The organism is Rossellomorea sp. NPDC071047, assembly GCF_050270195.1.
Taxonomy (GTDB): Bacteria; Bacillota; Bacilli; order Bacillales; family Bacillaceae_B; genus Rossellomorea.
Map to the genome: position 1 here is coordinate 261,067 of NZ_JBNNJT010000005.1, position 22,377 is coordinate 283,443.

The following is a 22,377-nucleotide window of genomic DNA, read 5'->3' on the forward strand; positions in this document are numbered from 1 at the left end:
ATACATGATAAAAAGCCAGGAAAGAGGGATGAAGGTGACCGTTGCTCCTACTGATGAATGGCTGGTGGAGTCCATTCATAAGCCTTTAGAGCTTTTAAAGAATACAATAAACGGAAAAGACGATCAAAAATCGTTTTATCAATACCTTATGAGGCATGGAATGTACAAATCATCACATCATGCCGAAGATATTTACGAAAAGATGAAAGAACATAACATATGGGAACGCTTTTCCCTTTATGAAAAAAAGTATAAACGGAAATGGAATGGCCCTAATGTTCCGATTTACTTATTTCCCGTCCAGGAAAAGAGAGGTATGTTCCAATCGTCAATGAAAAAGTCAGGTGTATGCTTTAAAGACGAGATATTCTTTTTTATAACAGAACAGGAAGATCCCAAAGAGTACGAAGCTCTCTTTGTGCATGAATACCATCACTGTGTCAGAATGAAATTACTAAACAAAAAAGACACACAATATACCTTATTGGATTCCATCATTTTTGAAGGACTGGCAGAACATGCCGTTAAAGAGTACTGTGGAGAAAAATACTCAGCTTCCTGGACAAAGGCATACGAAGAGAAAGAAATGTCACGTTATTACGAGAAATGGATACAGCCTAATTTGGATGTAAGAAGAAGCAGTCCCCTTCACGATCACTTACTTCTTGGTAAGAAATCGTATCCTAACATGCTGGGTTATGCTGCAGGTTATTACCTGGTTGAAAATTATTTAAAGAAGAAGGATGCAACAACCCTAGCCCTAATAGGGAAAGCATCATCAACCTTTTTGCCATAGGAGAATGGGGGGCGAATCAGTCAGGTATTTTTCTGCATAGCAGGCAGGTGATGAAAATAGGAGCCTAATTTCGTCATATCTTCCATTTACCCTCATAAACTATAGTAAGAATGGACGAGCTAAATCTCTAAATGCGAGGATAGAGGCGGAAGGTATGGTGTTTCGAATGTTTTTATTGTTTATCGGGTTTGGACTAGCTGTTTCAGGAGGAGTGAGTTTAATTATTTATTTAAATCTTCTCACCACCGGAATGACTTTTTCAGACTATATTCTTTTCGTATCCACCCGAGTCGAATGCTATTTATTTCTCTTAGGGATACTCATCATCACGCTCTCGATCTATATCCCCCGAAGGAAAAATAATCACTATCTATAAAACCCTTTTTGAATAGGAATAAATTTACACCGATTTGCCTATACTGATTGACAAATAAGATTGTAGCAAAGCGAGGGGTCAATCATGTTATATCTTCATGATGTATGGGTAAATTGGTTCGAAGGCGAAGAAAATGGCTACAATGTCTGTCATTTTCACGAATGGAGAAAAGAGGACGTTATTGAGTTATTGGATCAAGTTCCTCTCATTAAAGTGGACACTGTTCTATTTCATTACATCGAGAATGATTTATCAGAGTTACCTCAACAACTGCTTAATAATGTCTATCAAAAAGCTTACTTGCGAAAAAACCATGAACGAATTCAACTGGATTATTGCTTCATTGTCACAGATGGGACAGGAATACTTGCAGTGGATACGATTGGGTATACTGTTCCAATCAGAAAAAGCAGGCTGATCCCAAGACAGGAACAGCTCGTCTATGAAATGGTGGAAAGCCATGAAACGATGCAATATGCCATCCAGCATGAGGCTAAAAGAGAGGATTCCTATCACATTCTCTCACCAAGCCCTTATATGATGAGTGGGCTGACAAGAAAAGAAAGACAGTTGAAGCAATTATTATTTATGGCGCTTGATCAGCTTCACAGCTCGAACAACACGGCTGAAATCCGCTACTGGTACACCGAATGGGCTCCACAGCGATACCGGACCATCCAGGAATTGGACTTTGAGGAAATTTGGCAAATGTTATACGAAGAAACGCAGTTTGGCTGGTCGGACAAGCATCTGACCCTATGCGAAAACTTAATCAAGGGACAACCCTTCTTTGAAAAACTGTGGGAAGTGGAGAATCGTCCTAAGGTAAATTAATAGGTGGATGAAACCTCAAGTCTGTGATGGACTTGGGGTTTTTTGTTTGTGGGGGAGGGGATGATGACCGGTCCCATTAAAAAAGCCCAGAGCCCCATACGGCAAGCTCTGAGCTACAATTCTATTTTTTCTTCCTCTCTTTACGCCCGAGTCCCATGGCCTTTTCCATCTTCTTCAGCATTTTGTTTGCTGCAAAATCAGCTTTCTCTGCCCCGCGATCGAGGATATCATCCAGCTCTTCAGAATCAATTAATTCATAGTAGCGGTCCTGCACGGGCTTAATGGCATTGACGACCACTTGAGCTAAGTCACCTTTAAAGTCTCCATAGCCTTTGCCTTCATACTTTTGTTCAAGTTCTTCTATTGAACTGCCTTCAAGAATCGAATAGATGGAAAGAAGATTTGATACTCCCGGTTTGTTTTCTTTATCGTATTTAACGACACCTTCTGAATCCGTTACAGCACTTTTGATTTTCTTTTCAATCTGTTTCGGATCATCGAGGAGTGTAATAAATGATTTCTGGTTAACATCGGACTTACTCATTTTCTTCAAAGGATCCTGAAGGGACATGACTCGGGCGCCCACTTTAGGAATCCGGACTTCAGGAACCGTAAAGATGTTGTTGTATTTATTATTAAAGCGCTCTGCAAGATTTCTCGTTAACTCCAAATGCTGTTTCTGATCTTCTCCTACAGGGACCAAATCAGTTCCATACAGAAGAATATCGGCTGCCATTAATGGTGGATAAGTCAACAAACCTGCCGAAACGGCTTCTTTCCCATGTGATTTATCTTTGAATTGGGTCATTCGTTCGAGTTCACCAATATACGTCACACATTGCAGAATCCATCCTGCTTGTGCATGAGCCGGAACCTCTGATTGAATGAATAATGTTGACTTCTCAGGGTCGATACCGCATGCAATGTAGAGTGCAGCAAGACTGCGGATGTTTTTGCGAAGCTCCATTTTATCCTGCGCTACCGTGATTGCATGTTGATCCACTACACAGAAATAACAATTATATTCTTCCTGCAGCTCAGTGAACTGCTTCATGGCCCCGATGTAATTCCCAAGCGTAATCGTACCACTCGGTTGAATGCCGCTAAAGATTGTTTTCATTTTAGTTCCTCCTGTTTTACACAAAATAAAAACCCACCCGTCCTATTGAAGATAGGGACGAATGGGATGATTTCCGCGGTGCCACCCTAAGTACTCAGAAGAGTCAGCTTAGTCCATGACGGGCATGGAACCCCTTTAACGTGAGGTTAATCCGTTATATGCTACTATAATTCACAAATAAAGCTCAAAAGTCCATTCCCTTTCCAATGAATACTTGTTTTCACCAGCCACAAGCTCTCTATAAATCATATAGAAAAGTACTACTCTTCATCTACGCTTACTATTCTCTATTTTATATCCTTATTATATGAAAAATAAAAGTGTAATTCAAGTGTACAACAGATAGGACAAAGCAATAGAAAGAAGCAGGGTGATGGAGCCGACTATAAGAACGGATTTGGTTATGGAAAATGATCGCTTGACTGCGTATTCCTCATGGGCTTCTTTAGTCTCGTCCAGATCGTCAAACTGGGAAATGTACTTTCCCTGCTTAGTACTGTTTCGGAATCTCTTAAGGGCATACACGATGCCATTGAAGAATCCTTTTTGGAATATATACAAGAGGGAACCTGCGGCAACATAGGTTATTCCGATAATAAACAAGCTATCTATAATAGAGAGAAGCATGCTTTTTCCCTGAAATATAGAAGAGACGATGCTAATGATGAAAAACAGCAGTGTAAGTATGTAGAAAAAATTTATTCGTTTCATAGTTCTCCTTAAAATGTTTTTATCAAAAGTATACATGAAGCCATTAAGAGAATTCAATCATTCATATATATTCAACCATCATGAGCTGTATGGTCAGGGAGAACATAAATCCGCGTAAAGTGTAAACGCTTGAAACTTCAGCAATATTAATAAAAATATGAATAGAATAAAGTATGTATTCTATTTTTTATATTTAGTCTTGTATATTAATATTTATAACCGGTATAAACCTCTTTATCTGAAACTAAACACCAATAATAACATTACTTTTAATGCCAGAGAATTTACATTTGTAACAATTGTAATGGGACAAACTCTCTAAAATGTTTAACTGAAATCCTTTGATACCAACGTTTTAACGTCAATATACCTACTAATCTGATAATTTTGCAAAAAAACTGTTAAATTCATATTGCAATAATTTCTCTATCATGTATAATAAGTAACAAATCTTCTGAAAATTAGAAGATAAATAAATATGAGATTTACGAGGAGGTCAATTTCAAGATGAAGAAAAAGTTTTCATTCTTGCTAGTTCTTCTTCTGGCTCTAAGTACTTTCTTAGCTGCTTGTGGCGGCGACAAGAAAACTGAGGGCAATGAAGGAGCATCTGGCGAAGGCGGCGAGTCTGCTGAAAAGAAAGAACAGGTACTTAACTTACTTGAGAGTTCTGAGATCCCATCAATGGACTCTACTCTAGCAACTGACTCTGTTTCATTCAAAGTCATGAACAACGTATTTGAAGGTCTTTACCGTTTAGGTGAAAATGATGAAGCTGTACTAGGTATGGCTGCAGAAGAACCACAAATCAGTGAAGATGGTAAAACATACACGTTCAAAATTCGTGATGCGAAATGGTCAAACGGAGATACAGTTACTGCGAACGACTTCGTTTACGCTTGGCAAAAAGCTTTAAACCCTGACACTGGTGCAGAGTATGCGTACATCATGTACGATATCAAAAACGCTGCAAAAGTAAATGCTGGTGAAGTTCCAGTTGAAGAATTAGGTGTTAAAGCGGTTGATGAGAAAACATTAGAAGTTCAGCTTGAAACAGCTGTTCCATATTTCAAAGCTTTACTTTCTTTCGCAACTTTCTATCCTCAAAACCAAAAGTTTGTTGAAGAAAAAGGCGATAAATTCGGTCTTGAAGCTGACACTGCAGTTTACAATGGTCCATTCACACTTTCTGAGTGGAAGCATGAACAAAGCTTCAAATTAACTAAGAACGACAGTTACTGGGATGCAGAAACTGTTAAGTTAAAAGAAGTAAACTTTAACATCGTTAAGGATACTGCTACTGGAGTTAACTTATACGAAACAGAAAAAGCGGATATCGCTGGTCTTTCAGCTGAATTTGTTGACAAATACAAATCAGATGAAAACTTCAAAACAAAGGCTGATACTGCGGTATTCTTCCTTCGTTTAAACCAAAAGAATGAAGTGCTTGCAAATGTAAATGCACGTAAAGCATTTGATGCAGCTTATGACAAAAAAGGTATGGTTGACGTTCTTCTAAACAATGGTTCTATTCCTGCGAACTTCCTAGTTCCAAAAGATTTCGTTACTGGTCCAGATGGTACTGAGTATCGTGAAGCTGTAGGTGATTTCGGTGGCTTCGACCCTGATAAAGCTGCAGAGCATTGGGCTAAAGCGAAAGAAGAGTTAGGTAAAGATACTATTGAACTAGAACTACTAAACTATGACTCTGACAGCTCTAAGAAAATCGGTGAGTTCTTAAAAGAACAACTTGAGCAAAACTTAGAAGGTCTAACTGTTTCAATCAAAGCACAACCATTCAAGCAAAAGCTTGAGTTAGAATCTAAAGGTGATTATGACGCTTCATTCGCCGGATGGGGTCCTGACTATCCAGATCCGATGACATTTGTTGACATGTTCGTGACTGATGGTGCACATAACCAAATGGGTTACTCTAACCCAGAGTATGACAAGTTAATCGAACAAGCTAAAGGTGAACTTCTTGATGATCCGGAAGCTCGCTGGCAAGCAATGGTTGACGCTGAAAAGATCCTTTTCGAAGATCAAGCGATCAGCCCGATGTACCAACGTGGAACTGCTTTCCTAGAGCGTCCATATGTTAAAGGTCTGTTACGTCACTCATTTGGTGCAGATGCATCATACAAATGGGCTTACATTGAGTAATCTTTAGCTCGATGAACAAACCTTCAGAGGAGAGTGTATGCGCAAGCATACGCTCTCCTTTTCCAGTGAATGTCGAAAATTATCAAAAAAGTAAAAATATATTGAATATTTGTCGATAATAGATATAATAAAAAGTGTAAAAAAAAAGATAAAAAAGGGGGGCTAAAGAATGGTCAGATATACAATTCAACGTATCGTCTATATGATCATCACTTTGCTTATCATTGCAACCGCCACTTTCTTTCTGATGAAGCTCCTACCTGGATCTCCACTACAAAACACAGAAAGGCTGACTCCGGAACAACAACAAATCATCCTGGATAAATACGGTCTGAATGACCCACTGCCAGAACAATATGTGAACTATATGGTTGGGTTGGCAAAAGGGGATTTGGGGTTGTCCTTCCAATACGATAATCGTCCTGTTACACAGATTGTTGGAGATCGTATTGGTCCTTCCGCACTTCTTGGATTCCAAGCTATGGTATTAGGCACATTCTTAGGGCTACTTATTGGAATTATTGCAGCAATCAAACATAACACATGGTTAGATTACGGTTCAACATTCCTTGCTGTACTCGGTATATCGATTCCTTCCTTCGTATTCGCAGGACTTCTACAATATTATGTTGGGGTTAAACTTGAATGGCTGCCGGTTGCACTATGGGGTGAATACAAACACACGATCCTTCCAACTTTAGCACTGACAGTATTCGTAGTAGCAACCATTGCACGTTTCATGCGTACTGAAATGCTGGAAATACTAAATTCCGATTATATTTTACTAGCAAAGGCAAAAGGAATTTCTAAAACGGCAACTGTTGTAAAGCATGCTGTTAGAAATGCATTGATTCCTATTGTAACGATTTTAGGCCCAATGACAGTTGGTGTAATGACAGGATCTCTTGTTGTTGAACGTATTTTTGCTGTCCCTGGTTTAGGGGAACAATTCGTTTTATCTATTAACACAAATGATTACACGGTTATAATGGGGATTACCCTCTTCTTTAGTGCTTTATTCATTGGTGTAATCTTTTTGGTGGATATTCTTTACGGAATCATTGACCCGCGTATTCGCTTAGCTGGAGGGAAGAAATAATGGAAGCAAACAAAAAGAAATTAGATCAACTTAGTCCAGACCTCTTCCAACCTCAAAAGGCTAGGGAAGACGAGTCAGAGAAAATTTCGCGTCCGAGCCTAAATTTCTGGCAGGATTCATGGATCCGTTTACGTAAGAACAAAGGGGCAATTGCTGGTATCATTATCACGGCAATCATTTTCTTCTTTGCCGCTTTTGGTCCAATGATGAACGAGTATAAATTTAGCGATCAAAATATTCGGCATGCAAAGCTGCCACCAAAAATTGAAGCGCTTTCAGGGATTAGTTGGTTACCATTTGACGGAAAAGATGCTGACGGATTTGATGTTTATGAAGCAAGACAAGTTAAAGAAAACTATTGGTTCGGTACAGATGATTTAGGCCGTGACCTATGGACTCGAACATGGAACGGTACCCGTATTTCACTTTATATTGGTATTCTTGCAGCGATCATCGATTTTATCATTGGTATTTCATATGGTGGGATTTCTGCCTATTACGGTGGAAAAGTCGACGATGTCATGCAGCGTATTATTGAAATTCTTGTAGGGATTCCAAACTTAATTGTGGTTATCCTATTTATATTGATATTCGAGCCGGGTATATTCTCCATCACCATGGCCATGGTGATAACCGGTTGGACCGGTATGGCCCGTATCGTTCGTGGTCAAGTATTACAGTTAAAGAATCAGGAATTTGTTCTTGCTTCACGTACACTTGGGGCTACGAGCAACCGTTTGATCTTTAAACACCTACTTCCAAACGTAATGGGACCTGTTATCATTACCACAATGTTCACAGTGCCTGCTGCGATTTACACAGAAGCATTCTTAAGCTTTATCGGATTGGGGATTGCTCCACCAAGAGCATCACTGGGATCATTGGTTAATGATGGGTACAAATCAATCCAGTCATTTCCGCATATGATGCTAGTGCCATCAGCTGTCATCTCATTAGTCATTTTAAGCTTTAACTTAATGGCCGATGGTCTGCGCGATGCACTAGATCCGAAAATGCGTAAGTAATGGAAGGGAGATTATGAATATGTCAAAAATTTTAGAAGTGAAAGATCTACACGTCTCCTTCAATACGCATGGAGGAGAAGTTCAGGCTGTCCGAGGTGTAGATTTCCATTTAGATAAAGGTGAAACACTAGCCATCGTAGGTGAATCCGGTTCCGGTAAATCCGTAACGACGAAAGCGATCATGAGATTGATCCCGAATCCGCCTGGCTTCATCAAGGGTGGGGAAATGTTATTTGAAGGAAAAGATTTAGCGAAATTACCGGAAAAGGATATGCAGAAAATCCGTGGGAAAGATATCTCTATGATTTTCCAGGATCCGATGACGTCCCTGAACCCTACAATGACAATTGGTAAACAGATCATGGAACCACTGGTTAAGCACCAGAATATGAGTAAAAATGACGCGAAAAAGCGTGCCATTGAGTTACTTAAACTTGTTGGTCTGCCTAGCCCTGAAACACGCTTTAAACAATATCCTCACCAATTCTCGGGTGGTCAGCGTCAGCGTGTGGTAATCGCAATTGCACTTGCTTGTAATCCGAAAATCCTGATTGCCGATGAGCCGACGACGGCATTGGATGTTACCATCCAGGCTCAGATCCTTGAGTTGATGAAAGATTTACAAACTAAAATAGACACATCCATCATTTTCATCACTCACGATCTTGGAGTTGTTGCGAACGTCGCTGATCGTGTCGCCGTAATGTATGGTGGACAAATTGTTGAAACAGGGACAGTGGATGAAATTTTCTACGATCCACGCCACCCATATACGTGGGGACTAATCGGCTCCATGCCGACAACAGAAACAGAAGGTGAGCAGGAGCTGGTTGCCATTCCTGGGACTCCACCGGATTTATTGAATCCACCTAAAGGGGATGCGTTCGCTCTTCGCAGTGAGTATGCATTGAAAGTGGATTTTGAACAAGAGCCGCCATACTATCAGGTTTCAGATACTCATTATGTGAAGTCCTGGTTATTGCACCCTAGTGCTCCAAAAGTAGAGCCGCCTGAAATCGTGAAATTAAGACACAGACAAATGCCTTCTAATTATAAAGAGCCGGTACTTGTTGAGGGGGTTCGTTCATAATGGCAGAAAAATTATTGGAAATTAAGAATTTAAAACAGTATTTCAACCCGGGAAAACCGAATATGGTTAAAGCTGTCGATGATATCAGCTTTGATATATATAAAGGGGAAACCCTTGGTCTGGTTGGAGAATCAGGCTGCGGTAAATCAACGACTGGTAGAACGATCATTCGTTTGTATGATGCTACAGACGGCCAGGTTCTCTTTAACGGTGAGGACGTTCATGGTAAAAAGTCACGTTCACAATTAAAGAAATTCAACCGTAAAATGCAAATGATCTTCCAGGATCCATACGCAAGCTTGAATCCGCGTATGAAGGTTGCGGATATCATTGCTGAAGGTATCGACATTCATGGATTGGCTTCTTCCAAAGAAGAACGCTTAAAGAGGGTTCATGACCTGCTTGAAACAGTTGGTTTGAATAAAGAACATGCCGGACGTTATCCACATGAATTCTCAGGTGGTCAAAGACAGCGTATCGGGATTGCCCGTGCCTTGGCAGTAGATCCGGACTTCATCATTGCCGATGAGCCCATTTCGGCTCTTGACGTTTCGATTCAGGCTCAGGTAGTAAATCTTATGCAAGAGCTTCAGAAAGAGAAAGGGTTGACGTACTTATTTATCGCCCATGATCTTTCCATGGTAAAATACATCAGTGATCGCATCGGGGTGATGTATTTTGGTAAGTTAGTAGAGTTGGCACCAAGTGATGCCCTTTACAAGAACCCGTTACATCCATATACGCAATCTCTATTATCAGCGATTCCGTTACCGGATCCAGAGTATGAGCGCACACGCAGAAGAAAAGAATATAATCCTTCTGTTCACAATTATACAGAGGATGATAATCTTGAAATGCGTGAAGTGTCACCTGGACATTTCGTGTATTGCTCGGAGAAAGAGTTTGCGCAGTATAAAGCTCAGTACAAGAGCTAACATCATACAAAAAGCTCCCTTTAATGAGGGGAGCTTTTTTTATTGAAGTGTTCTTCATAAATGTCTTTCTTATTCTTTTTCAATATGAAAATCATACTATATAATGAAGATATTTAATTTCCTTGGAAATTTCGACAGATTAGGAGTAATACCCCTTTTCTTTCAAGTTATTTCCTTGTTAGAATAGTATAAGGTGTTACATATTTTACTAGATAGCTTATTTAATAGAGGAGAGGTTTATTTTGAAATGGAGTAAGGTAGCGACATCCTTATGTTTAGTCACAATGTGCGTATTGCCGTTCCAAACAGTGAGTGCTGAAGGAGAAGGGACGGGTGCCCACGAGAAGAGGAGTCTTTCTTTAAGCAAGAAAGAAATAGCAAGTCCCGCCCCAAGATTTGCCTATGATTCCGGCTTTAAATTTGAATATCCCGATGCAGTCAGAGGGGTTTATGTTACAGGTCACTCTGCTGGTGGTGCGAGATTTGAAAGCTTAACGAAACTAATGGACGATACGGATCTGAATGCCATGGTCATTGATATTAAAGATGATCACGGATATGTTACATACGAACCCGATGAATCTTCTCCATACGCTAAAGTAGGTCAGCCTTATATTAAAGATCCTAAAGCGATTTTAAAGAAACTTGAAGAAAAACAGATTTATCCGATCGCAAGAATTGTGGTATTTAAAGATACGGTCTTGGCGAATGAGAAACCTGAGCTTTCCTTTAAAGATGGAAGTCAGGTATGGAAAAATGGCAGAGGTGAATCCTTTGTGAACCCGTTCCTGAAAGAAGTGTGGGATTATAATGTGGGAATTGCAATCGAAGCCGCCAAAATGGGATTCCAGGAAATCCAGTTTGACTATGTCCGATTCCCTGAAGGCTTTGAAAAACGTGATGATGAACTGCAATACAACGGTGGTGAATATGCGGAGCAAGACTCAAATAATGTACAAAAACGTGTGCAGGCCGTTACAGACTTTGTAGAGTACGCACATGGGAAACTTGAGCCATATGGAGTCAAGGTTTCTGTGGACATATTTGGTTATACAGCGACGCTTCCAGAGGCACCTGGGATTGGACAGAACTTTTCAAAGATATCTGAAAACGTCGATGTGATTTCATCCATGATTTATCCAAGTCACTGGACTCCATACTTTGGAATTGCAAAGCCCGATCTACAACCTTATGAATTGGTTTCTGAATATGCCAAGCTTGAAAATTCTAAGTTAGCAGAATTAGAAAATCCGCCTATTTCAAGGCCATGGTTACAGGATTTCACTGCTTCCTGGTTAGGAAGTGGAAACTATAAAGCTTACGGAAAAGCAGAAGTTGAAGCGCAAATTAAAGCATTGAATGATCAAGGCATTAAAGAATTCCTTTTATGGGATGCCGGTAACACATATACAGAAGGTGTAGATTATACACCTTGATCGACAAGACCGGCCTGGGGAAATCCAGGCCGGTCTTTTCTTAATGGGGCTTTTCGATTTGAAAAAATACTCAAACATTGTTATCATTAAAGTATTGGTAAGATTAACCGCTTTCAACCACTTTACCCTCTTCATAGGTACATCAAGCCTGTGATTCCGTATTTATTATCCCACGGATGAGACTAACATCTAACATAAACATTTTTTTTCTGAGAAAAATAATTGTATCCCGTTAGTCAATGTCACCCAAAATTCTTTTAAAGGAGTAGATCCATGCATTGGTATGAAAAGTTAAATCAGTATTTCCCGGTAGAGGAAATGAAATCAAAAGAACACCTTGAGTCATTACTCAAAGAAAGAAGCGACATCTATCATAAAGATGAGGGGCAATACCACGTACTTATGTATGCCGAACTTGACGATTTTATCTTTATCGATTATCTTTTCGTCTCAAAGGATGCCCGCGGACAAGGATTAGGTCATAAGCTGCTCGAGAAGTTAAAAGAAAAGAACAAAGCGATTATTTTAGAAGTAGAGCCAGTTGATTATGATGACACTGACACTGAAAAGCGCTTAAAGTTCTACAAGCGTGAAGGGTTTGAACATGCTGTCAGTATCGGATATGCACGTCGATCTCTCGCTACAAATGAAATCAATGAAATGGAAATCCTTTATTGGGCTCCAAATAACGAATCAGAAGATCTGATTTTCAATTCTATGAAGAAAACATACGAATTAATCCACACTTATAATGATAAGAAGTTTTATGGTGCGTCTTACCAGCCGGTTGAAGAAGTCTTGAAGAAAGACAAAGACCGTGATGGAGATGTACTGAAAAATCTCTAAACCAAAATAACCTTATTGTCTATTCGCAATAAGGTTTTCTAAATGAAAAAATGAAAATGTTCTATATTATGTTTATGCTCTTTTTGAACCGGGTAAACCCTTAGTAGAAAGAGATAATATAGCGTATGTTAAACCTATGTATAGGAAATTTGACAAATTGGTTAAAACTATGTTCAAGGGACAGTAATTCATGTATAATACATAATAGAGATTTCTTATTTAAACTTATTTTAATTAACAGCGATGTTTAAAATGAAATACTCTATATAAAAAATTCCTTAAGGGAGTGTGAATGATTCGTGGTTACATTATTCACTTCACCTAGTTGTACATCTTGTCGTAAGGCAAAAGCTTGGTTAGAAGAGCATGAGATTCCATATACAGAGCGTAACGTATTTTCTGAGCCATTAAGCATTGATGAAATAAAGGAAATCCTGCGTATGACTGAGGACGGAACGGATGAAATTATTTCAACCCGCTCTAAGACATTCCAAAAGCTTAATGTAGATTTAGAAACTTTACCACTTCAAGAACTGTTCGAGCTTATTCAGAAAAATCCTGGTCTTTTAAGACGTCCGATCATCTTGGATGAGAAACGTCTTCAGGTAGGATACAATGAAGACGAAATCAGACGATTCCTACCTAGAAAGGTCCGTACGTTCCAACTTCTTGAAGCTCAAAGAATGGTAAACTAAAGGATTCTTACATTCTCATCATATTATCAATGTTTGAGAATATATAAGGAAAAAGGGGCTGACCCTTTAAGGTACGTTGCGTATCCTTTCGGGTCAACCCCTTTTTTTATTAGTATAAGTATTAACACTTGAATTTTCTGCAAATATTCGCTAGAATGTCAAAAACACGTTAAATAGTGGGATTTGTGAAGAAAAAAATGGGTGTTATTTTTATTCCATTTTCAGTGTTTATATCATAAAATAGAAGTACAAGGTACAAACTAACCTAAATGTATCTTCTATCTTCACCAGCAATCGAGCAAAATTGCTCAGAGGGTGTAGTCCCTTCACCAACATCATGCAAGAAGGGAGAGGTGTTAATTGGAAATCGAACGCATTAATGAAAATACGGTCAAGTTCTATATATCTTACGGAGATATAGAAGATCGCGGCTTTGACCGCGAGGAGATCTGGTATAATCGTGAAAGAAGTGAAGAACTCTTCTGGGAAATGATGGATGAAGTTCATCAAGAAGAAGACTTCGGAATTGAAGGACCGCTATGGATTCAAGTTCAGGCGTTAGATAAAGGGCTTGAAGTACTGGTTACAAGAGCTCAGGTTTCAAAGGATGGTCAGCGTTTTGAGTTGCCTATTCCAGAGGATAAACTCAAGGAACTTCCTGTAGATGAACGGATAGAGGAGCTTCTGGATCAGCATTTCCAAATCAAGCAGGAGCAAGATGGAGAAGCAGAAGTGGCACTGGATTTCACTTTGAAGTTCAATGATTTTGAAGATGCTATTTCTTTATCCCATCGGATGAAAGACATGCCTTTAGATCATTTGGAAACAAAGCTGCTTTCATTCGAAAATAGATATTTTATTTACGTTAAATTTTCAGAAGAGCACTTCTCGGAAGAAGATATCGACAATATGTTAAGTATACTACTTGAATATGCGGATGAGTCACGAATGACCGTTCATCGCCTAGAAGAGTATGGAAAAGTAGTCATTAATGAACATGTGTTTGGGACATTAAGTGAACACTTTTCTTAAGGATCATACCGGTTTCATTTAGAAATCGGTATTTTTTTTGTTTAGCTCATTAAGCCAGTGGAAGGTGTTAGAGGTATGAAAAATACAGTGAGACTCCTCTTATTTATTGCTGTTCTTGTGTTAAGTTATATTTTTTATTTTGATCAGTACCTTTCGGGTATGGTCAAATATATTAGCCTGGTTTTTACTTTCTCTGTAATTGTGATAGGATTTCTTATCTTCTTTGAGAATCGTCATCCCACTCAAACCTTAACATGGTTAGTTGTTTTAGGTGCTTTTCCATTCCTTGGTTTTATCTTCTACTTATTGTTTGGGCGGAACTACCGGAAAGAGAAAATGTATAAGAAGAAGTACATATTGGACAAGGAGACCTACAATAAATTTGAGCCTGGCCCTAAGGAAATGAACGCTGAAATGTTCGAATTGTTTCAGGAAAAGCACTTTCAGCTTGCTCAGAGAATAGGAAACAGTGCCATTTCTTTTTCCAGTGAAACGAAGCTTCTAACCAATGGTAATGAGACATTCGGTGAAATCCTGCGATGGTTAAAAACTGCCAAGCATCACATTCATATGGAATATTACATTGTCCGTCATGATGAGATTGGAAATCAGATTAAAGATATCCTTATTGAACGAGCTAATAATGGTGTGAAAATTCGCTTTCTTTATGACGCAGTTGGAGCCTGGCAATTATCAAAGGATTATATTGCTGAATTAAAAGATGCAGGGATTGAAGTGGTTCCGTTTGGTCCCGTTAAAATTCCTGTTCTAAATAATAAGTTCAACTTCAGAAATCATCGCAAGATCATCGTTATTGATGGAAGTATTGGATTTGTTGGGGGACTTAATATTGGCGATGAGTATTTAGGGAAAAACCCACATTTTGGCTTCTGGAGGGATACCCACCTATTTGTAAGGGGGGAAGCAGTTCGTACACTGCAGCTCATCTTTCTTCAAGATTGGTATTATATGACGAATGACGATTTCTTGACTCCAGGGTATTTAAGCCCTGATCCATTGGAAAATTCAAACGATGGTGGGGTTCAAATGATTGCAGGGGGACCTGACAATGAGTTGAGCGTTTTGAAGAATATATTCTTCTCGATGATCACTTCGGCAAGAAAAAGCGTATGGGTTGCATCACCATATTTCATACCGGATGAAGATATTTTCTCAGCACTTAAAATTGCTGCTTTAAGTGGAGTGGATGTAAGGCTACTGGTTCCCCATAAGCCTGATAAACGAATTGTATTTCACGCTTCACGATCTTATTTCCCCGATCTTCTCGAAGCAGGGGCCCGAATCTTTGAGTATCAAAAGGGCTTTATGCATAGTAAGATTGTCATTGTCGATGAAGAAATGGCATCGATAGGGACATCAAATATGGATATGAGAAGTTTTCACTTAAACTTTGAAGTCAATGCATTTCTATATAAAACTGAAAGTACCGACTCTCTTGTGAAGGAATATTTACATGACTTAGAGGATGCGGAAGAACTGCAGCTGGAAGAGTTTCAAAAGAGACATTTTGGCTACCGGTTATTGGAATCCACTTCACGTTTAATGTCACCTCTATTATAAGAAGAAGCCTTCAAGTGATATTTTGCTTGAAGGTTTTTTTTTGAAGGATTTTCACGATTTTTGGCGAATGACTATTGAAGGAGGTGTTCTATGTTAACAGCTTTGTTTCAAGAGAAAGTGTTTTCAACCATCCACTACTCAAGAGAAGAATTAAAGAATTTACGAAGTAAACGTAATATATTTCTCTGTCCTCATTGTTCATCCGAATTGAACCTTCGCGTCGGAAGCCAAAACGTTCCACATTTTGCTCATCGATCACAGTTCCATTGTGTGATCGGAAAGCAGCATGAGTCACCGCGACATCTGCTTAGTAAGCAACTGCTATATGAAAGGTTAAGAGATCATTTTACAGAGGTAAAGGTTGAATATTACGTAAAAGAGCTTCAGCAAATCGCGGATGTTTATGTAAAAACGAAAACGAAAAAAATTGCCATTGAGATTCAATGTTCTTCCATTCCCATCCCTGACATCCTTTCCAGAACCGGCGGATATCAAAGTCAAAACATCACTCCATTCTGGTTGCTCACCCAACCTGTGTCAGTAAAGCAAAATGGCTTACTGCAATTACCGTCATTTCAGCAAGCATTTATCCGATATTCACCCCAATTACATTATTTTCTTCTGTATTTTTCACCTGAAGATAGAAACTTTACATTATTTACTCATCTCATACCTGTTTCAGTCTCAGCTTTTATTAGTGCAGCCCCTGTCAGGATCCCCATCGAGCAATTCACTCTTCCTTTGTCCATTCCACATCCTACAGTCAATCACCCATATCTATTAAAAAACTGGAATCAATTCCGTATGAAGTGGATCTATAACAAACTTCATTACAATAAAGCGAAAAGCGATTTGTTTTTACGGGAAGTGTATAGAGAAGGGGATACATTTTTATATTTACCTTTATTTGTTGGAATGCCTGTATTCCCTCATGGTATTCATTTTAAGAATCATGTGATCGAGTGGCAATACTATATGTGGAAGGATTGTATGAAGAAAGATCCATTTTTCTCTGAGGAAAAAGTAGTCGAGGTGATAAAAAGAAGGATGGACAGGGGATATTTAGAATTCCGTACGCTTCCTTTTGTATGTGGGGAACAACTGCTAAAGGAAGTAGTAAAAGGTTATTTGTCTCTCTTGAAGGATATTCAGGTGGTCAGAAGGAAGGAGGATGGGCAATATCAGCTCTCTGAGCCATGGAATTGTCCAGACAATTTTCCGGATTTTGAACAGCATCAGCATGATTTTTTTCATAAATGGAAGCATATATTAAAAAAGGTCTAACAAAGATTGTTTTGTTGCAGGAAAATCTTAGATAAGAGAGAATGTAACTATAAGGAATTTTCTGTAGATTTCAGAATGGAGGATGTATATGTCAAAAGATACAGCTACGAAAAGTCTGCCTGGCAGGAAAGAGGTAGAGGAGAAGTTAACGTGGAGATTAGAAGATATTTTTGAAAGTGATGAAGCTTGGGAAAGAGAGTACAAAGCAATTAAAGAGTTAACGGGTAAAGCAGACGAGTTTAAAGGATCTTTAGGAGAGAGTGCAGATCAGCTTTATAAAGCATTTGCCTTCCAGGATGAAATTATGGAACGTATGGGTAGGGTTTATACATATTCTCATATGCGCTATGACCAGGACACTACCAATTCATACTATCAAGGACTCGATGACCGTGCCAAAAGTCTTTATACACAGTTAGGGAGTAAATTTGCCTACTTAGTACCTGAAGTGCTTTCTATTGATGAAAGTAAGCTTCAAGGATTTCTTGAGGAAAAGGAAGAGCTGAAGAAATACAGGCATGCTTTAGAAGAAATTAATCTCCAGCGTCCTCATGTTCTATCAGTGGAGGAAGAAGCCCTACTTGCTCAAGCTTCAGAAGTATTCAGTGCGGCTAGTAACACGTTTGGTATGCTGAACAATGCAGACTTGGAGTTTCCGAGCATTAAAGATGAGAACGGCGAAGAAGTGGACATCACACATGGCCGTTTCATACGTTTCCTGGAGAGCAGTGATCGACGGGTAAGGGAAGAAGCGTTTAAAAAAGTGTATGAAACATACGGCAAATTCGAAAATACGTTTGCCTCTACATTAAGTGGAGCAGTGAAGAAAGATAACTTCGTCGCTAACGTAAGACATTACGATTCGGCAAGACATGCGGCATTATCAAATAACAATATTCCTGAACAGGTGTATGATAACCTGGTTGATACGGTCAATAAGAACCTTCATTTGCTGCAGCGCTATGTAAAGCTTCGTAAGAAAGTATTAGGCTTGGATGAAGTTCATATGTATGACTTATATACACCGTTAGTAAAGGAAGTCAAGATGGACATCAGCTATGATGAAGCACAGAACATGATCCTGGATGGCTTAAAGCCTTTAGGCGAAGAATATGCCAATGTCCTGAAAGAAGGCTTTGAAAACCGTTGGGTGGATGTTGTCGAGAACAAAGGGAAAAGAAGTGGTGCATACTCTTCAGGGGCATACGGCACCAACCCTTATATCCTCATGAACTGGCAGGATAATGTGAACAATCTATTTACACTTGCTCATGAGTTCGGACATAGTGTTCACAGTTATTATACGCGCAGTGCTCAGCCGTACACTTACGGACACTATTCGATCTTTGTTGCCGAGGTGGCTTCTACGTGTAATGAAGCTTTATTGAATGATTATTTATTAAATACAATTGATGACGAGAAAAAACGTCTGTACCTATTAAATCATTACCTGGAAGGTTTCAGAGGAACCGTTTTCCGTCAAACCATGTTCGCAGAGTTTGAACACCTCATTCATAAGAAAGCCCAAGAAGGGGAAGCTCTTACTTCTGAATTCTTAACAAAAGAATATTATGAATTGAATAAGAAGTACTTCGGAGAAGACATATCGATTGATGAAGAGATTGGATTGGAATGGGCTAGAATTCCTCACTTCTATTACAATTACTATGTTTATCAATATGCTACCGGCTTCTCGGCTGCGACCGCTCTCAGTCAGCAAATTCTTGAAGAAGGAGAGCCGGCCGTAGAACGATACATCGATTTCCTGAAAGCTGGCAGCTCTGATTATCCGATTGAAGTATTGAAAAAAGCGGGAGTGGATATGACAACCTCCAAGCCGGTAGAAGACGCATGCAAAGTTTTTGAAGAAAAATTGAATGAAATGGAAGAACTCCTTGAAAAATTACAGTAAATAAAGATCAGGAGACTACTGGTTTAAAAATAAACTCCCCTTAGAGGAAAAAATCTAAGGGGAGTTTTATTATGGGGGAAGTATTCGAAAGATAGGTCCGTCCCTCATTTCATTGATTTGAATCCCTTGAAGCGGTTGCGGTTTCCGAGGGAGTGGAAGAAGAGCAGGAGCGAGAGAAAGAGGATCGGGGATGTGATATAGATCGGAACAAGGCGCATGAGTCCGAGGATGTTTATGAAGAAGCTGATCAGGATTAACAGCAGGAGGATTCCGTATTTTATTTTTAGTGCCATATCATTTCCCTCCGGTGATAAGTTGTCTTATTCACATGTATATGAAGGAGGGGAGGGGAACATGAATGGTTTTTGACAATATTGTGAAATACCATACAAACAACTTGCCAATACAAGTGTATGCGTGATATATTATCAGTGTGAAGTTGATCACAAGCAAACATATACCCCTTTGTTTGACCGTGAAAAATTTCTCCCATCCCCTTTGTTCGTATTGAAAAACCGATGTTGGAAACAACATCGGCTTTTCTTGTTTATAGGCTTTTTTTAATATATTGAAATAATTAATCGCTTAAATATTTCCAGAAAGTTCCGTGCTTTGCAGGGAGCCTCTTTACTCTTTGCTGAAGTGTCCATTTTTTCATTTGCTTTTCTACTTCTTCAATGGATAAATCATAGACAACCGCTATTTCCTTCGATGCCACTACACGATAATATTTCATGAATACTTCCAGTGGAGGCAAAGGTTGCTTATCAGGTTTCTCCCCAAGCATTTCTTCAATAATATGAACATATACCTCGTAGGAATACAAACCCGTGATCTTTAAGCCTTCATCTTCAATATTTTCATTAAAGAAGACCAATGTAGGAATTTCTTCTACTTCCATTTCAGATGTGATCTTTACGTCACACTGAAATGCTTTGGAAGCAGATGATGAATTGATATCATTCATAAATTCGCTCAAATCAAGCTTGGCGGCTTGAGCACACTCCTTGAGTACCTCGATATTGGAAATGTCCTGTTTCTGTAAGAATAATCTTTCCTGTAAAAATCTTAGAAACCGGATACCCGAATGCTTTCCTTGAAGCTCCGCAGCTTTAATGGCGAAGGAAGCAAGATAAGGTGAATCAATTGGGTTATCTATCCATAAGCTTCCGTCGCATGACATTCCCGAACGGCTGGCTGTTTTATCCCATTGCTGGGCTAAATCTTCCTGCTTACGTTTGGTCGCTATGTTTAAAGATGCTAGTTGGCCGCTCAAAATGTAACGAATACGAAAGTATTGTCCGTATTCAATGTGCAATTTCTTTAAGATTGGTTCAAGCGCCCAGCATTCCGGGCAAAGAGGGTCAACAAACATATATATTTCCAGAGGTTTCTTATCACGTCCACACCCTTTAAGGTGATGCCAGCTATTTGTTCTAGTCAATGCTATTACCCTTTGATGTTTCTGTATTGACCATATGATGGGCGGTTAATACGAGTCTGTGAAAAAAGTCATCTCTTACTGGACCCTCTAGATTGACTTCATCCATTGCCTCATCCATACAGCTTAACCAAGCCTTTGCCCGTTCCTCCGTGATGGGAAATGGCAGATGCCTTGCGCGCAGCATGGGGTGACCATGCTCCTCTGTGTAAAGCGCAGGACCTCCTAAATATTGAGTAAGAAATTGTTTTTGTTTGCGGGCTGTCTCGGTTAAATCATCAGGGAATATTGGTGCTAACTCGGGATGATTGGCTACTTTATTATAAAAAGCTTCAACGAGCATTGAGAGTTTCTTTTCGCCGATAAGATTATAAGGCATTTGTGGTTTCTCGACCATAAGAATGACTCCTTTTTACTTAGATTGTATGTTTATTCTAGCAAGCATTTATTTATATCTCAAACAAATCGCCTTACATCAACTTATTATTCCTAATTTAGTGTAGCCTTTTTTCTAATCTCTATCCCGATTTCAGGAACCTTGCGGGGGATGATGAAGATGGATTGGAAAGATACAGGTCTATAAGACTATAGTTTTTGTCTTACGTCTTAATAGGAAAACACATAAGAAAAGGCTGACCAGGTAGTAAAGGTCAGCCTGCTTGAGGGGGTCATGCAAAATAGCGGTCGGTCACTTTTTTTACATAAGCAGTGGTTTCTTTAAAAGGTGGGATGCCGTTGTATTTATCAACATTTCCGGGACCTGCGTTATAGGCTGCGAGAGCCAGTTTAACGTCCCCGTTGTACTTATCGAGCATCTGCTTTAAGTATTTCGTTCCGGCGAATACGTTTTCTTCCGGATCAAAGATGTTGTTTACGCCAAGCCCCCTTGCAGTACTGGGCATGAGCTGCATTAATCCGGATGCACCTGCATGACTGACTGCATTTGGGTTGAAGTTGGACTCCTGTTTAATGACCGCCTGAATCAGTTTTAAGGGGATGCCATAGTGATCGGCCGCTCGGGAGACGATTTCATCAATCTCCTCGGGAGCATTCCGGCTCGGTTTATTCAAAGCGGGTAGTCCGGGAGAAGGGGGTGAAACAGAGAAACCTGTTTTGGTTTCCATTGCCTCTTTAACGGCCCCTAATGTTTGGTTCATATTAAAATGGTTCCGGTTAGTGTTAAGTGCCTGATTTAATAGTTTTTGAAATAGATCACGGGACCCGCCAGTGTTTTGCTGAACAGAAGATACTGAACCCAAGCTGTTTAGAGCTTGCAACTCCATCATCGTTCTCAACTGCTGAACATTCATGAGATAACTCCTCTTCTGGAAGACTAATATTTATATACTATATCGGTAATCGTCAATCCTTTTTTAATTTTTCCAGATAAAAACGCTTGATTTTATTATCCGTTTTCCGAAGTGGAATGTTTAGGTCCTCCAGTAAATTCAGGAATAAAACTTCACCTGATTTGCGCTCTTTCACTTCATATTCCAGCTCATAGTCTACCTTTTGTAAATATGTACTCTTATCGAAGACCAGGAGCCCGTCTTTATAGTCGATTTCAGCCCGGCTTGTCGTCAGTGTTCCGAAATAATGAAGGGACCCAGTGGGGATTTGAAGGGAAATCAGAACATTTTTGACTTCACCCTCAGGAAATGCCCCTTGATGTAAGAGTGATTCAGACTCTTCCTTTGTTAACCTTTGGTTCGTTTCCAGTAGATCTTCATTCAAAGGGGTTTTCAAGGTTAACGTATAAGTCCCATTCTTCTCCCTGATTCTTAATGCAGATTGATTATCCTTTAATTGATAGTCCGGCGTATCAAAATAGTGATTGTCTTGAGATGAGAAATCCTCATCTTTTATATGAAAATGTGAGGTTAGTAGCGTAAATTCATCTTCGGTTAGTAAATTCTTGAATTCTATTTCAATTTCCTGTGCCATAACAAGCATCCTTTCATTACATACTTCTTCTATTATCTCTTTAATAAAAGAGAACTT

21 protein-coding genes and 1 other annotated feature are annotated in these 22,377 nt (G+C 39.3%); of the genes, 14 read left to right on the forward strand and 7 right to left on the reverse strand.

Features of this window, described 5'->3' with window-relative positions; translation table 11 throughout:
- The first annotated feature begins 28 nt into the window (after positions 1 to 28).
- Positions 29 to 796, forward strand: a complete 768-nt coding sequence (locus ACQKFO_RS17900; RefSeq protein WP_427600205.1) for a DUF2268 domain-containing protein — start codon at positions 29 to 31, stop codon at positions 794 to 796.
- Positions 797 to 1,256: 460 nt separating this feature from the next.
- Entirely contained in the window at positions 1,257 to 2,006 is a 750-nt protein-coding gene (locus ACQKFO_RS17905) for a YjbA family protein (protein ID WP_427600206.1), read from the forward strand.
- A gap of 121 nt (positions 2,007 to 2,127) precedes the next feature.
- On the opposite strand, the gene trpS is transcribed toward ACQKFO_RS17905, so the two are convergent.
- Together trpS and ACQKFO_RS17915 are read right to left on the reverse strand one after the other, a co-directional pair.
- A complete protein-coding gene (trpS, locus tag ACQKFO_RS17910) occupies positions 2,128 to 3,126 on the reverse strand; it encodes a tryptophan--tRNA ligase (RefSeq protein WP_427600207.1) in 999 nt (332 codons plus the stop codon).
- A gap of 50 nt (positions 3,127 to 3,176) precedes the next feature.
- Positions 3,177 to 3,409, reverse strand: a binding site (T-box leader).
- 44 nt (positions 3,410 to 3,453) lie between these two features.
- Positions 3,454 to 3,837 (reverse strand): DUF3899 domain-containing protein, encoded by a 384-nt coding sequence (locus tag ACQKFO_RS17915; protein WP_427600208.1) that lies wholly within the window; start codon positions 3,835 to 3,837, stop codon positions 3,454 to 3,456.
- A gap of 507 nt (positions 3,838 to 4,344) precedes the next feature.
- On the opposite strand from ACQKFO_RS17915, the gene ACQKFO_RS17920 reads away from it, so the two are divergent.
- The 12 genes from ACQKFO_RS17920 (at position 4,345) to pepF (ending at position 18,935) form a co-directional block, all read left to right on the forward strand.
- Positions 4,345 to 6,000 (forward strand): peptide ABC transporter substrate-binding protein, encoded by a 1,656-nt coding sequence (locus tag ACQKFO_RS17920; RefSeq protein ID WP_427600209.1) that lies wholly within the window; start codon positions 4,345 to 4,347, stop codon positions 5,998 to 6,000.
- A gap of 169 nt (positions 6,001 to 6,169) precedes the next feature.
- Complete coding sequence (gene opp3b / locus ACQKFO_RS17925) at positions 6,170 to 7,099, forward strand: oligopeptide ABC transporter permease (RefSeq protein ID WP_427600210.1); 930 nt, start codon at positions 6,170 to 6,172, stop codon at positions 7,097 to 7,099.
- Positions 7,099 to 8,124, forward strand: coding sequence for an oligopeptide ABC transporter permease (gene opp3C / locus ACQKFO_RS17930; protein ID WP_299740259.1), 1,026 nt, complete (start codon positions 7,099 to 7,101; stop codon positions 8,122 to 8,124). Before opp3b ends, opp3C begins: the two co-directional genes overlap by 1 nt.
- A 19-nt stretch (positions 8,125 to 8,143) precedes the next feature.
- Positions 8,144 to 9,214: an ABC transporter ATP-binding protein gene (locus ACQKFO_RS17935; protein WP_427600211.1), complete on the forward strand. Its 1,071-nt coding sequence runs from the start codon at positions 8,144 to 8,146 to the stop codon at positions 9,212 to 9,214.
- A complete protein-coding gene (locus ACQKFO_RS17940; RefSeq protein WP_427600212.1) occupies positions 9,214 to 10,149 on the forward strand; it encodes an ABC transporter ATP-binding protein in 936 nt (311 codons plus the stop codon). Before ACQKFO_RS17935 ends, ACQKFO_RS17940 begins: the two co-directional genes overlap by 1 nt.
- Positions 10,150 to 10,433: 284 nt before the next feature.
- Complete coding sequence (locus ACQKFO_RS17945; protein WP_427600303.1) at positions 10,434 to 11,585, forward strand: putative glycoside hydrolase; 1,152 nt, start codon at positions 10,434 to 10,436, stop codon at positions 11,583 to 11,585.
- 273 nt (positions 11,586 to 11,858) lie between these two features.
- Positions 11,859 to 12,431 carry a GNAT family N-acetyltransferase gene (locus ACQKFO_RS17950; RefSeq protein ID WP_113969958.1) on the forward strand — a complete coding sequence of 191 codons (573 nt, stop codon included), beginning with the start codon at positions 11,859 to 11,861 and terminating at the stop codon, positions 12,429 to 12,431.
- A 299-nt stretch (positions 12,432 to 12,730) separates the two neighbouring features.
- Positions 12,731 to 13,126, forward strand: a complete 396-nt coding sequence (gene spxA / locus ACQKFO_RS17955; RefSeq protein ID WP_032089161.1) for a transcriptional regulator SpxA — start codon at positions 12,731 to 12,733, stop codon at positions 13,124 to 13,126.
- 360 nt (positions 13,127 to 13,486) lie between these two features.
- Positions 13,487 to 14,158 carry an adaptor protein MecA gene (gene mecA / locus ACQKFO_RS17960; protein WP_427600213.1) on the forward strand — a complete coding sequence of 224 codons (672 nt, stop codon included), beginning with the start codon at positions 13,487 to 13,489 and terminating at the stop codon, positions 14,156 to 14,158.
- Between the two features lie 75 nt (positions 14,159 to 14,233).
- Positions 14,234 to 15,739, forward strand: coding sequence for a cardiolipin synthase (cls, locus tag ACQKFO_RS17965; protein ID WP_427600214.1), 1,506 nt, complete (start codon positions 14,234 to 14,236; stop codon positions 15,737 to 15,739).
- Positions 15,740 to 15,829: 90 nt separating this feature from the next.
- Entirely contained in the window at positions 15,830 to 17,023 is a 1,194-nt protein-coding gene (locus tag ACQKFO_RS17970; protein WP_427600215.1) for a competence protein CoiA, read from the forward strand.
- An 88-nt stretch (positions 17,024 to 17,111) separates the two neighbouring features.
- Positions 17,112 to 18,935 (forward strand): oligoendopeptidase F, encoded by a 1,824-nt coding sequence (pepF, locus tag ACQKFO_RS17975; RefSeq protein WP_427600216.1) that lies wholly within the window; start codon positions 17,112 to 17,114, stop codon positions 18,933 to 18,935.
- 104 nt (positions 18,936 to 19,039) lie between these two features.
- Here the strand turns inward: pepF and ACQKFO_RS17980 are convergent, their stop codons facing one another.
- From ACQKFO_RS17980 to ACQKFO_RS18000, 5 genes are all read right to left on the reverse strand, one after another.
- Complete coding sequence (locus tag ACQKFO_RS17980; RefSeq protein WP_324747834.1) at positions 19,040 to 19,228, reverse strand: hypothetical protein; 189 nt, start codon at positions 19,226 to 19,228, stop codon at positions 19,040 to 19,042.
- Positions 19,229 to 19,512: 284 nt separating this feature from the next.
- Complete coding sequence (locus ACQKFO_RS17985; RefSeq protein WP_427600217.1) at positions 19,513 to 20,379, reverse strand: ClpXP adapter SpxH family protein; 867 nt, start codon at positions 20,377 to 20,379, stop codon at positions 19,513 to 19,515.
- On the reverse strand, positions 20,372 to 20,773 hold the full coding sequence (locus ACQKFO_RS17990) for a globin (RefSeq protein ID WP_427600218.1): 402 nt from the start codon (positions 20,771 to 20,773) through the stop codon (positions 20,372 to 20,374). The genes ACQKFO_RS17985 and ACQKFO_RS17990 overlap by 8 nt, the downstream gene beginning before the upstream one ends.
- A 271-nt stretch (positions 20,774 to 21,044) precedes the next feature.
- Positions 21,045 to 21,686 (reverse strand): lytic transglycosylase domain-containing protein, encoded by a 642-nt coding sequence (locus ACQKFO_RS17995; RefSeq protein WP_427600219.1) that lies wholly within the window; start codon positions 21,684 to 21,686, stop codon positions 21,045 to 21,047.
- A 52-nt stretch (positions 21,687 to 21,738) separates the two neighbouring features.
- Complete coding sequence (locus tag ACQKFO_RS18000) at positions 21,739 to 22,320, reverse strand: CYTH domain-containing protein (protein ID WP_427600220.1); 582 nt, start codon at positions 22,318 to 22,320, stop codon at positions 21,739 to 21,741.
- Between the last annotated feature and the right edge of the window lie 57 nt (positions 22,321 to 22,377).